Source organism: Pantoea sp. SoEX, from assembly GCF_009829945.1.
In the GTDB taxonomy this organism is placed as follows: domain Bacteria; phylum Pseudomonadota; class Gammaproteobacteria; order Enterobacterales; family Enterobacteriaceae; genus Pantoea_C.
The window spans coordinates 237,374-251,267 of record NZ_SZZT01000001.1; the positions used below are offsets into that span (position 1 = coordinate 237,374).

The window sequence follows — 13,894 nt, forward strand, 5'->3', positions numbered from 1 at the left end:
AATAAATAAAAAAATTATTTTGATAATACATAATCATTAAATTAAAATTTATTATAAATTCATTATTGTAAACATACAATTAGTTATGATTTGCAATCAATTATCTTATTAAAGATTGTGTTATTTTTTAAAACATTGATAAAATTAAAAGATAGTTTAGTTTATGTTATGATTATTTTAAATAAACAAGTAATCATAACATAATCATTTAATAATATGGTTTTTAGATATATTTTCATAAATCACAACATATTTATATTTTAACGATTTTTTTATTTAATTATTAATAATAAATTAAATAATATTTTTATGTTTTTCTAAATAAACTTATGTTGAATATTTTTTATATTTTATAAAAATTTAATGTAAAATGATTTTTTTTTGTTTGATTATATTTATCTGAAATTTTATCATTTCGCTAATTAAATCTTCTGGACAATGTTCAACAAAATAAATTAAATCATTAATTGCAATATGTTCGCAATCTAATTGAGTATAAATCAAGCCGCGATCTCTAATTTCGTAAGGATCATTAGGATTAATAAGCAATAAAATCTTATTAACATTGAGAGCTAACTCCATTTTTTTTTCTTCCATTAAAGCAACTTTTAGTGTAGTAAGCATCTTATATATCACACTAATATTTGTAGCTTCATCAAGATCATCTTCATGTAATTTAGCATTCAAGTCAATATTACCTTTTAACCATGATTCTAGAACAGAAATATTTAATGTGTCTCCAGTAAAAGGATCTATTAACCAATCATAACTATCGTTCCAATCTACACGTAGAATTAATTGAGTAGGAAAGATAATTGGCATTAAAGTTAATTTTAATTCACTAGCTATATGAATTAAAATTACACTTAAAGAAATTGCAGTACCTTGCTTTGTTTTTAACACTTTATCTAACCATAATACATCAGATAGGTTATAAGGACCTTTAGCTCCTCCAAATCCCCATTTGTTATAAAAAAGTTCAAATAATTTTTTAAGTTTTAATTCTAAATTCTGCTCTTCTTCTATGTGATCTTTTGCTTTATTAACTAATAATAGTAATTGATTTTGTACAAAAGATAATGGAAAATCAGAACGAATATTTACCATAACATCAATAACTGCTTCACATAACATCATTTGACTAAAATCTAATTTTTTGACCAAAGTTTAATATTCCTACTATAAGTTTTTAATTAAATTTTATTGAACATTTTATATTAAAAACATAAATCTGTTAGATTCTAAAATAAATTAAACATATTATGTATCTATATATCATGTATTTAATAAATATATTTTCATATAATATTATAACATTTATTTAAATTTAATAAATTTTATATAGCAATTAATTAATATGTTTTATTTTGGTGACATACCTAATGTAACACGTGGATTGCCTCCGTAATCCTTTATTGTATTGATATTTTTATAACCATATTTACTCATAATATAACGTACTGATTCACTTTGTTTCCATCCATGTTCTAACAAAAGCCAGCTTTCTTTTTTTAACCAATCTAAGGAATTTTTAATTATAATTTTTAAGTCAGCTAAACCATTTTCATTTGATACTAAGGCACTTATAGGCTCAAATCTTATATCTCTATAATTCAGATAGATACTATCTGATTCAATATATGGTGGATTGCTTACAATCAAATTAAATTTATTAGATGGTATATTATTAAACCAGTGACTTAAAAAAAAAGTAGCATTGTGAATATTTAGTTTTTTAGCATTATATTGTGCATTTTTAACTACGGTATCAATATAATCAACTCCGAAAATATTACATTTTGGTAATTCACTTGCTATCGCTAATGCAATAGCTCCTGTTCCTGTTCCAAGATCAAGTACTTTTAAATCTGATGAATTTGACAGATAATTCAATGATTCTAAAACTATAATTTCTGTATCAGGTCGTGGAATCATGGTATCAGGTATAACTTTTAAGGTAAGAGACCAGAATTCACATTCCCCTATTAAATAAGCTAATGGTTCTCCTTTCAAACGTCTCATTAACAGTTTATCTAAATATACTAGTTGTTTTTCTGTAATAATCGTTTCATTAAAAGCAAATATCCAAGTGCGTGATTTTTCTATAACAAAACTTAATATTGTTTGAACGTCAAGTTCTGGAGTGTCACTATTATATAAAGTTTTTTTAGCTTTTTTTAGCCAATCATGAACATTCATCAATTTTTTTCTGAAATAGTTATTAGTTGATCAGCTTTATATTCTTGAATTATAGGATTAATTAATGGTTCTAATTTTCCATTTAATATTTCATCTAAACGATAAATTGTTAAATTAATTCTATGATCAGTAACTCTTCCTTGTGGAAAATTATATGTTCTAATACGATCTGAACGATCTCCTGTTCCTAAAAGGTTACGTCGCATATTTGCTTCTACAGCTTGTTGTTTTGCTTTTTTCATAGCTTGAATACGAGATGATAATATGGATAAAGCTCTAGCTTTATTTTTATGTTGCGAACGTTCATGTTGACATTCAACTGAAATTCCTGTTGGTAAATGAGTAATACGAATTGCTGAATCAGTAGTGTTAACATGTTGACCTCCGGCTCCAGATGAACGAAAAGTGTCAATTTTTAAATCACAATTATTGATTTGTAATATTGATTCTTCTGTAATTTCAGGAATTACTGCTACAGTACAAGTTGATGTATGAACTCTTCCTTGTGATTCAGTATTGGGAATTCGTTGAACTCTATGACCTCCTGATTCAAATTTTAATTTTCCATAAGCATTGATGCTATTTATACGAATAATTATTTCTTTATATCCACCATATTCACTATCATTGGCACTAATAATCTCTGAATTCCAATTACAAATTTCAGCATAACGAATATACATGCGAGATAACTCTCCAGCAAAAATTGCAGCTTCATCTCCTCCAGTTGCAGCACGTATTTCTATAAAACAATTACGTTCATCATCAGGATCTTGGGGTATTAATAACAATTGTAATTTTTGTTCTAGTATTGCAATTATTTTGTATGATTCTTGTAATTCATTTTGAACTATATCTTGTAATTCAAAGTCTTTAGATAAATTTTTTAAATTTTCTATATTTTCATAAATATTTTGCCATTCTCTAAAACATTCAGTAATAGAAGTAATTTTAGAATATTCACGTGATAGATTACCTAAAAGTTTTTGATTTACAAATATATTAGGATCACTTAGTAAAACTTCTAGCTCTTCTTGACGATTTTGAAGTTCTTTTAACTTAGTGATAATAGAAGTTTTCATTTATTATCCCATTTTTGGCAAAATGTATTATAAAATAAGTTAATTTAAACCTAAACTATCACATAAAATTTTCAAACGTTTTTTATCTCCATTGCGAGCTGCTTGTTGAAGAGATTTTGTAGGAGCATGAATTAAACGATTGGTTAGTTTATATATTAGTTTTTGCATAACTTTTTGAGGATCAGCACCTTGTTGCAATGCATGTAATGCTTTTTTTTCCATTTCAACACGAATATCTTCAACCTGTTCACGATATTTGCGAATACTATAAGATGCTTTTTGTGATTTTAACCATAGCATAAATTTATTACTTTCCTGTATTACTATATTTTCAGCTTTTGTTATCGTAACTTTTCTGCTTAATAGATTATTATCTATGATTTCTTTTAGATCATCTACTCTATAAAGATAAGCATGAGGTAAATTATTTGCTTTTAATTCAATATCTGGAGGAACTGCTATATCAATTATAAACATTTCTTTATTACATCTCATTTTTATTGCTTGTTCTATCATAACTTTAGTTATTAAAGGAAATCTGCTAGAAGTAGAGGATATTATTAAATCAGCTTTATATAAATGATTAATCAATTTACTCTGATCTATCACTTCTGCATTAACTTGTGATGCTAATAATTTAGCACGTGATTTAGTACGGTTAGAAATAATTATTTTTTTTATTTTATACTTACTTAAATAATAAGCTATTAAGTTAATAGTTTTTCCTGCTCCTATTAATAATACCGTTATTTCAGATAAAGATTTAAATATTTGACGAGTTAAAGTACATGCAGCAAATGCTACAGAAACAGGATTTGATCCGATATCAGTTTCAGATCTAATACGTTTTACTGCATGAAAAGTTTTTTGAAACATTTGATGGATTTCACTATTTACCAAGTTATTTTTTTGTGAAGTAGCAAATGCTTCTTTAACTTGATTGAATATTTGAGATTCTCCTAATATCATAGAATCTAAACCACTAGCCACACGAATTAAATGACTGATTGTTTCTCTATCTCTATAGTAATATATACCATGTAATTCTTCTTTATTTAATTTATGGTATTGGCACAACCATTTTATTAGATATTCTTTTGAACTATCTTCTTGATCTACGCTAACATATATTTCTATTCTATTACATGTTGATAATAATATAGCACTTTGTATCATAGATAAAGATAATAAACTATCTAGGGCATCTTGTATTATTTCAGGCCCAAATGATAAACGTTCACGTAGACTAAAAGGAGCAGTTTTATGATTTACTCCAAGAACAAGTAATGTCATCAGTATTTAAAGGTTCAATTAAGTTAGGATAGTTTTCAATTTTAAAATTGTTATATTAAGAAATATTTCACAATATATTATATAAGGAAAACAAGACATATAAACATCAAATAAAAATCTTACGAAGTTTAATACCAAATTATTTCTTTCTGTTAAGTGTGATTAATCAATTGCTTACGTTTTACCAAAAATATTCAGATTAGAGTAAATAATATTTTTGATGATATTAACTATTTAATATATTGATATTATTTATATAATATTCACCATTTAATAATCAAATATATTATAGTTTAATAATGATAATAATTACATTAATATAATAAGTTTACAAATTAAAATATGATATGTTAATTTTATTAACCGAGTAACTCATTTATTATTATATATTTTTTAGAAATTTACTGAATCAATATCCATTATATAGTTATTCCATTTTAGAATATTACAAAATATAATAGATAAATACAATTGTTAATCAGTAATAATAGTCATTAATTATCATCATTGTTAAAATTTATAGTAAAAAAGTTACAATTTTGATTTTTAATTCAATTGATATTATTATAATACTAAGTAATATTTAAAATATAATTTAAATGATAAATATTTGGCCATCTCCAGCAAAATTAAATCTTTTTCTTCATATAAATAACCGCAGATCAGATGGTTATCATAATTTACAGACTATTTTTCAATTTCTAAATTATAGTGATTTGCTTGAAATAAAATTAAATAATAGTGGGTTAATCTATTTAACTACAAATTTTAACAATATACCTAAAGAAAACAATTTGATTATAAAAGCTGCAAATATATTAAAGGTAGCAGCAAAAAAAAAATATCATCTTTAAATTTAGGTGCAATTATTAATATAAAAAAAAAATTACCCATAGGAGCTGGATTAGGTGGAGGGTCATCTAATGCTGCTACTGTTTTAACAGCACTTAATTATTTATGGAAAACTAAATTTACAGTAGATGAATTAGCAAAAATTGGTTTGCAATTGGGAGCTGATGTTCCTATATTTATTTATGGGTTTTCCGCTTTTGCCGAAGGAATAGGTGAAAAAATACATCCTATTAATCTTCAAGAAAAATGGTATTTGGTTACGTATCCTAACATAAATATTAACACTGCTGATGTTTTTCAATACCAAAACTTAAAAAGAAATACAAAGTATTACAGTCTACAAGAACTTTTAAGATTGCCATTTACAAACGATTTTGAGAATGTAATTAGAAGTAATTTTGCTAAAGTTGATGAGATAATACATTTACTCTCAAAATATGCACCTACCAGATTGACTGGAACAGGATCTTGTGTTTTTTCTGAATTTGATAATAAAGAAAATGCCTATCAAGTAATGGATTTTATTCCTAACTATGCTACGGCATTTGTGGCTAAAAGTACTAATATATCCCCTCTGCGTCGTTTATTTATAATGAATAATTTATTAAATTAACAATCTCGTAAGTATATTATGACATGTTTCAATTAAGAAAATTGTTAAGGATCTTATATTATGTCAGACATGAAATTATTTACTGGTAATGCTAATCCAGAATTAGCAAAACTTATTGCTAACCGTTTATACACTAATTTAGGTAATGTTACTGTTGGTAGATTTAGTGATGGAGAAATAAGTGTTGAAATAAATGAAAATGTGCGAGGAGGTGATATTTTTATTATTCAATCTACATGTTATCCAACTAATGATAATTTAATGGAACTTTTTGTAATGGTAGATGCACTTCGTAGAGCTTCTGCTAGTAGAATTACTGCTGTAATCCCATACTTTGGTTATGCTCGACAAGATAGACGTGTACGTTCTGCAAGAGTTCCTATTACTGCTAAACTAATAGCAGATTTTCTTTCTAATGTAGGAGTTGATCGTATTTTAACTGTTGATTTACATGCAGAACAAATACAAGGTTTTTTTGATATTCCTGTTGATAATGTATTTGGTAGTCCAATTTTATTAGAAGATATGTTAAATATGGTATTAGTAAATCCTATAGTTGTTTCCCCTGATATTGGTGGTGTAATACGTGCTCGTGCTATAGCCAAATTATTAAATGATACTGATATGGCTATTATTGATAAACGTCGACCCCATTACAATATAGCCCAAGTTATGCATGTTATTGGTGAAGTTGCCGATAGAGATTGTGTGTTAATTGATGATATGATTGATACAGGTAGCACGTTATGCAAAGCAGCAGAAGCACTAAAGGAACGTGGAGCGAAAAGGGTTTTCTCATATGCTACACATCCTGTTTTTTCAGGTATTGCATATAAAAATTTACAAAATTCCGCTATAGATAAAGTAATAGTTTGTGATACAATTCCTTTGTGCCCAAAAATAAAATCTTTAACAAAAGTTAGACTGTTAACTTTATCTGGAATGTTAGCTGAAGCGATTAGACGCATTAACAACAATGAATCTATATCTGCTATGTTTGAACATTAATATTTTAAATATTTATAAGTAAATTTAAATATTAAATTAATCTTAAAAATAATAATTGCTTATTTTGATTGATGCAATATAACTTAAAAATTTTAGTATTACCGAAGGTAAAATAATTGATCATGAATAAAATTAAGTTGATAGTTGGTCTTTTAAATCCCGGAGCGAAATACTATCTTACAAGACATAATGCAGGAGCTTGGTATATAAATTTATTAGTTAAAAAATATAAAATTAATATAAAAAAAAATATTAATTTTTTTGGATCAATATCAAGTTTAAGAATTAATAATAATAATATTTACATATTATTACCAAATACGTTTATAAATTTAAGTGGTATGTCAGTAAAAAATGTATCAAATTTTTATAATATATTTCCTGAAGAAATTTTAATAGCCCATGATGATCTAGATTTACCCCCTGGAATAATAAAATTTAAACAGGGAGGTGGTCATGGTGGACATAATGGTTTAAAAGATATTATTGGCAAACTTAGAAATAATAAAAATTTCTATAGATTAAGGATTGGAATAGGTCATCCTGGTAATCGTGATAAAGTCAATCAATTTGTACTTAGTAAGCCTGATAATGACGAAAAAGAACTAATTAATCTTGCTCTTCATGAAGCAGTAATTTGTACAGAAATTTTATTTAAAATTGGATATGTTCATGCATTAAATAGACTTAATTCATTTAAAATAAAATAAAGTATTATAAATAAAAGGAATATTAAAATTTGGGATTTAAATGTGGTATAGTAGGACTACCTAACGTAGGTAAATCTACTATCTTTAATGCACTTGCCGGTCAAAATATAAAAGTAGCAAACTTTCCATTTTGCACAATTAAACCTAATATAGGGGTTGTTTCTGTACCAGATTTAAGATTATATCAATTAGTAAAAATTCTTAATTCAAAAAAGTTAGTACCGACAACTATGGAATTTGTTGATATTGCAGGACTAGTAAAAGGTGCTTCTAAAGGTGAAGGATTGGGAAATTTATTCCTGAATAATATTAAAACATCTGATGCTATATGTCATGTAGTACGTTGTTTTAAAGATGAAAAAATTATTCATGTTACAGGAAAAGTTGATCCCAAAACAGATGTTAATATCATTAATAGTGAACTAATTTTAGCTGATTTGGTTATGTGTGAAAACACTATTAAAAGATTAAGGAAGAAAACAGATATAAATGATCAAAATATTAATAAAGAATTAGGTATATTAGAAAAATGCTTGTTTCATCTTTTAGATTCACAATTGTTACGTACATTATATTTAACTATTGAAGAAAAAAATTTAATCAATTATTTAAATTTTTTATCAATAAAACCAACAATGTATATTGCAAATGTAAAAACACAAAACTCACAAAATAACTCTCTATTAGGTCAGTTATATGAAATTGCTAACAAGGAAAATTCTGTAGTGATTCCTTTATGTGCATTAACTGAATATGATCTTATCAAACAAGATATTAAAAACCGAAATAAGTTTATATTTAATGAAGAACTTTGCTTAAATCGCGTGATTCGTGCGGGTTATTCATTGCTAAAATTACATACTTATTTTACTGCTAGTATAAAAGAAGTACATGCTTGGACTATACCTGTTGGAACTAATGCACCTCAAGCTGCAGGCAAAATTCATAGCGATTTTCAAAAAGGTTTTATTTGTGCACAAACTATTGCTTTTCATGATTATATATTACATAAAGGGGAACAAGGTGCAAAACTTGCTGGTAAGATGAGATCAGAAGGTAAGAATTATATCATTCAAGATGGAGATATTGTTAAATTTCTATTTAATATTTAGTTAGTATGAGTACTTTGATAGATAATTAATAAAATATCATGCTATGTATTATTATATAGATATATAAAATAAGACATTAAAGTAATAAATTTTTGAGAATATTTTTTAGTTATTTCAATTCAGTTACATATAAATTGAAATAACTAAAAATATTTATTAAATAGTAAACAGTGATAATTAATTACATATTTTGAATAATAGCGTTACCGAATTCAGAACATTTTAATAATTTATAATCATTTGCTAATTTCTTAAGATCGTAAGTAACAGTTCTTTCATTAAGAGTACGTTGTATACCTTTGATAATAAAGTTAGCTGCTTCTTTCCATTCTAAATAACGCAACATCATTTCAGCAGATAAAATTATAGAACTAGGATTAACGTTATCATAACCTGCATATTTAGGTGCAGTACCATGAGTTGGTTCGAATATTGTACAATCATTTCCTACATTTGCTCCTGGAGACATTCCAATTCCTCCTATTTGAGCTGCAAGAGCATCAGAAATATAGTCACCATTCAAATTCATGCATGCTATTACGTTGAATTCTACTGGTTTTAGTAAAATTTGTTGCAAAAAAGCGTCAGCAAGTATATCTTTTATTACTATAATTTTTCCTGTTTTAGGATTTTTTATTTTCATCCAGCAACCATTGTCTAAAAGTTCAGCGCAAAATTCTTTTTTTAATAAATGATATGCCCAATTTCTAAAAGCTCCTTCAGTAAATTTCATGATATTACCTTTATGAACTAATGTGAGAGAACTGGCATCATTATCAATAGTATATTTAATTGCAGATCTTATTAAACGCTCAGTACCTTCTAGTGAACATAATTTAATCCCTATACCGCAATGTTGAGAGAAACGAATTTTTTCTTTCACATTCATCTCATCTATTAAAAATTTAATTATTTTATTAGCTTGATCGGAATCAGCTTGCCATTCAATACCAGTATATATATCTTCTGAATTTTCTCTGAAAATCACTACATTAACATTTTCTGGATATTTTACTGGACTAGGAGTATTTTTAAAATAGCGTATTGGACGTAAACAAGCATATAAATCCAATTTTTGGCGTAAAGCAACATTTAGAGAACTAATACCTTTCCCTATAGGAGTTGTAAGAGGTCCCTTGATAGCAACATGGTGATTTTTAATCAAATTTAATGTTTCTGTTGGTAAATATATTTCATTTCTATAATATTTTGTTGCTTTTTCACCGCAATAAACTTCCATCCAATGAATTTTTCTTTTTTCTCCATAAGCTTTCTTTACAGCTGCATTAACTACTTTAATCATCACAGGTGTTATGTCAACACCAATACCATCACCTTCTATATATGGAATAATCGGATTATCTGGAACAATTAATTTTCCATTTTTTATAGTTATTTTTGTACCTTTTATAGGAATGATTACTTTGTATTCCATTATATTAGATTCTCCAAGTTCATAAAATGATATCTTATAAATTGGCAACATAAACATATTAAGTTGCATATTTTATACATTATAATAAGATCTTTAATTAAATTTGTCTCTAAAATAGAATTTTTTCATTTAAAATTTAATGTTACAAAAATTATTTATTTAAAGTATATTCATATATCATTTATAATGAAATATTAAAAAATATCAATTAAAATGCATGTAATCCATTCATAATGGTACAATAGAGAAAAAATTTTCATAAAAATAATTTTATAAACTTTAATGACTAAAATCTTTAATAATAAAAATGTTTGTATTATAATAGATTAACATAATTATATATGATTAAAAATATTTATTACAATGATTATTCCAAAATAATTAATAGTCATATAGTTACGCATTTTTTAAAAAAATATAACAATTAAATATCAGATGATTATAAATAAAAAAAAAGTTATTGTTGGAATGTCTGGAGGCGTTGATTCTTCTGTATCTGCTTGGTTATTAAGAAATCAAAACTACCATGTTGAAGGATTATTTATGAAAAACTGGGAAGATGATGATGGAGAAGGATGTAACTCCATAAATGATTTATCAGATGCTCAATCGGTTTGTGATAAAATTGGTATTAATTTACATAAAATTAGTTTTGCTGAAGAATATTGGAATAACGTTTTTGAACCATTTCTTAACGGATATAAAATGGGATATACTCCTAACCCTGATATTATTTGTAATAAAGAAATAAAATTTAAATTGTTTCTTAAATTTGCTACTGAAGAACTTGGAGCTGATTTTATTTCTACTGGTCATTATGTTCGTACTCATTGTAATAACTCTAGTTGTAAATATTTATTACGTGCAGTAGATCTTACTAAAGATCAAAGTTATTTCCTCTATACATTAAATCAGAAACAACTTAATAAAGTTATTTTTCCACTTGGTGAAATAAAAAAAACACAAGTGCGAAATATTGCAAAAAAACTTAATTTTATTAATGCATTAAAAAAAGATTCGATGGGAATTTGTTTTATAGGAAAAAGAAAATTCACTGAATTTTTAAAAAATTATTTACCATATAAAGAAGGTGATATAGTAAGCGTTAATGGTCAAAAAATTGGTAAACATAAAGGAGTAATATATTACACATTAGGACAACGTAAAGGTTTAGGTATTGGTGGATTAAAAAAATATCATAATAATCCATGGTATGTTGTTGATAAAGAAATTTTTAGTAACCGTTTAATAGTAGCTCAAGGTAATAACAACCCCAGTTTATCTTCCATTGGCTTAATAGCTTCTAATTTACATTGGATAAATGATACGGTAATTAATAATATTTTAAATTGTAGTGTGAAAATCAGACATCAACAACCAGATATTGCTTGTATAATCACACCGTATACTAATAATTGCATAAAAGTAATATTTAAAACTCCTGTAATAGCTGTTACACCGGGTCAATCAGCTGTATTTTATCAAAATCAAATTTGTCTTGGCGGTGGTATAATTCAAGAGAGATTACCTCTATTATAACATATTATTTGATTAAATATATTAAAAAACTTATTTATGTAATGTATGATTTATTTATTCTCTAAAGTCTAAAGAAATTACATGTTAATTATTTATTAACATAACTATTTTAATAAATCATAAAAATTAACAGAGAAATAATTAAGGAATTTTAAAATGTTATTAACTGGATTAACAAATATATCACCTATAGATGGTCGTTATAGAGATGAATTGAGTGAATTGCGTAATATATTTACTGAATATAATTTATTGCAATATCGTGTAAAAATTGAAATACATTGGTTACAAAAACTTTCTGATACTACAGAAATTCAAGAAGTTCCATTGTTTTGTAAGGAAACGAAAGATTTTCTTAATAAAATTATTAATAATTTTAATATAGATGATGCAAATCGCATTAAGTCAATTGAAAGAGATATTAACCATGATGTGAAAGCTGTGGAGTACTTTATAAAAGAAAAAATAGCAAAATTTCCATCATTATATAAAATTTCTGAATTTGTCCATTTTGCTTGTACTTCTGAAGATATCAATAATTTATCTTATGCTATTCTTTTAAAGAAAGCTCGTCATGATATAATAATACCTTATTGGAAAAAATTGATTAAAGAAATAAAAATTTTAGCAAAAAAATATAGAGATATTACTGTAATATCTAGAACACATGGACAACCTGCTACTCCTTCTACAATAGGTAAGGAAATGGCAAATACTGTATTTCGTATGCAGCGTCAATTAAAAAAATTAGATAAGATTGAAATCTTAGGTAAGATGAATGGTGCTGTTGGAAATTATAATGCTCATGTTTTCTCATATCCTGAAGTAAATTGGCTTAAACTAACTAAAGAATTTGTAACTTCTTTTGATATAAAATGGAATCCTTATACTACTCAAATTGAACCACATGATTACATAGCTGAATTACTTAATTGTATAATCCTATTCAATAATATATTAATAGATTTTAATCGTGACATTTGGGGTTATATATCATTAAATTATTTTAAGCAAAAAATTAAAAATAAAGAAATTGGTTCTTCTACTATGCCTCATAAAATAAATCCAATTGACTTAGAAAATTCTGAAGGTAATTTAGGAATATCTAATGCTATGATGCAACATTTAGCAAACAAATTGCCTATATCTCGTTGGCAAAGAGATCTTACAGATTCTACTGTATTACGGAATATAGGAAGTAGTATGGGTTATTCTATTTTAGCTTATAAATCAGCATTGAAAGGAATTGCTAAATTAGAAATAAATAAACATCCTATAATTACTGAATTGAATAATAACTGGTCTATATTAGCTGAACCCATTCAAACTATAATGCGCCGATATGGTATTAATAAACCATATGAAAAACTAAAAAATCTAACACGTGGAAATTATATTACTGCATTAAACATATACGATTTTATAAATGAACTAGATATACCAGAAAAAGAAAAAATACGATTAAAACAGCTAACACCCAGTAATTATATTGGATATGCTGGCAAATTAGTTGATAATTTATTAGCAGATTAAACTAGTATGCTGTCTTATGTATATTTAATATATTAATTATTAATGATATATAAAAAACAAAATTAATTTTAAAATAGATATTTGTGATTAATATATTGTTCCTTTTTGGTTCTATTGTAAAACAATAGCAACGAATACCAAATTTATTATAATTAAAATGATTTTAAATAATATCTTATTTTACTGTTCTGTAAATAAATTATAGACATTAAAATAATATGTTGAATATTTTATAGTTATTATGATAACTAGTGATAGTTATATGAAAATATTATTGTTTAATTATTAATACAAATAATATTACTTATATATTTAATTAAAAACTCATTATTAAGTATTAATATATCTATTTAATTATTAGTACATTAATTAATAAATAATTTTAATTAACTAATTCACTATAATAATTTAAAAATCAATTAGTTATTATAAATAACAATAATATGAAACATATTATATATTTATTAAATAATAACAACAACTATTTCTAAGTTATTGTGATTATTAATATAATATAT

The 13,894-nt window shown here is 25.3% G+C and carries 10 protein-coding genes and 1 pseudogene; 6 read left to right on the forward strand and 5 right to left on the reverse strand.

What is annotated here, in order from left to right; genetic code table 11:
* Nucleotides 1–360: 360 nt before the first annotated feature.
* The 4 genes from sirB1 to hemA form a co-directional block, all read right to left on the reverse strand.
* A complete protein-coding gene (sirB1, locus tag FD726_RS01015) occupies nt 361–1,164 on the reverse strand; it encodes an invasion regulator SirB1 (RefSeq protein ID WP_255454558.1) in 804 nt (267 codons plus the stop codon).
* A gap of 198 nt (nt 1,165–1,362) precedes the next feature.
* Nucleotides 1,363–2,199, reverse strand: coding sequence for a peptide chain release factor N(5)-glutamine methyltransferase (gene prmC, locus FD726_RS01020; protein ID WP_159989724.1), 837 nt, complete (start codon nt 2,197–2,199; stop codon nt 1,363–1,365).
* The gene (gene prfA, locus FD726_RS01025) at nt 2,199–3,281 is read right to left on the reverse strand and encodes a peptide chain release factor 1 (RefSeq protein WP_159989725.1); all 1,083 of its coding nucleotides are present in this window, start codon (nt 3,279–3,281) and stop codon (nt 2,199–2,201) included. Before prfA ends, prmC begins: the two co-directional genes overlap by 1 nt.
* A 39-nt stretch (nt 3,282–3,320) precedes the next feature.
* Entirely contained in the window at nt 3,321–4,574 is a 1,254-nt protein-coding gene (hemA, locus tag FD726_RS01030; protein WP_159989726.1) for a glutamyl-tRNA reductase, read from the reverse strand.
* 599 nt (nt 4,575–5,173) lie between these two features.
* Here hemA and ispE point away from each other — a divergent pair.
* From ispE to ychF, 4 genes and pseudogenes are all read left to right on the forward strand, one after another.
* Nucleotides 5,174–6,039: pseudogene (ispE, locus tag FD726_RS01035) on the forward strand (4-(cytidine 5'-diphospho)-2-C-methyl-D-erythritol kinase).
* 60 nt (nt 6,040–6,099) lie between these two features.
* Nucleotides 6,100–7,047 carry a ribose-phosphate pyrophosphokinase gene (locus tag FD726_RS01040; protein WP_159989727.1) on the forward strand — a complete coding sequence of 316 codons (948 nt, stop codon included), beginning with the start codon at nt 6,100–6,102 and terminating at the stop codon, nt 7,045–7,047.
* A 122-nt stretch (nt 7,048–7,169) separates the two neighbouring features.
* A complete protein-coding gene (pth, locus tag FD726_RS01045; protein ID WP_159989728.1) occupies nt 7,170–7,757 on the forward strand; it encodes an aminoacyl-tRNA hydrolase in 588 nt (195 codons plus the stop codon).
* 29 nt (nt 7,758–7,786) lie between these two features.
* Entirely contained in the window at nt 7,787–8,869 is a 1,083-nt protein-coding gene (ychF, locus tag FD726_RS01050) for a redox-regulated ATPase YchF (protein WP_159989729.1), read from the forward strand.
* Nucleotides 8,870–9,050: 181 nt separating this feature from the next.
* Here the strand turns inward: ychF and icd are convergent, their stop codons facing one another.
* Nucleotides 9,051–10,304 (reverse strand): NADP-dependent isocitrate dehydrogenase, encoded by a 1,254-nt coding sequence (gene icd / locus FD726_RS01055; RefSeq protein WP_159989823.1) that lies wholly within the window; start codon nt 10,302–10,304, stop codon nt 9,051–9,053.
* A 435-nt stretch (nt 10,305–10,739) separates the two neighbouring features.
* Between icd and mnmA the strand changes: the two genes are divergently transcribed.
* Both mnmA and purB read left to right on the forward strand, forming a co-directional pair.
* Nucleotides 10,740–11,843: a tRNA 2-thiouridine(34) synthase MnmA gene (mnmA, locus tag FD726_RS01060; protein WP_159989730.1), complete on the forward strand. Its 1,104-nt coding sequence runs from the start codon at nt 10,740–10,742 to the stop codon at nt 11,841–11,843.
* A gap of 156 nt (nt 11,844–11,999) precedes the next feature.
* Nucleotides 12,000–13,376: an adenylosuccinate lyase gene (purB, locus tag FD726_RS01065; protein ID WP_159989731.1), complete on the forward strand. Its 1,377-nt coding sequence runs from the start codon at nt 12,000–12,002 to the stop codon at nt 13,374–13,376.
* Nucleotides 13,377–13,894 lie beyond the last annotated feature (518 nt).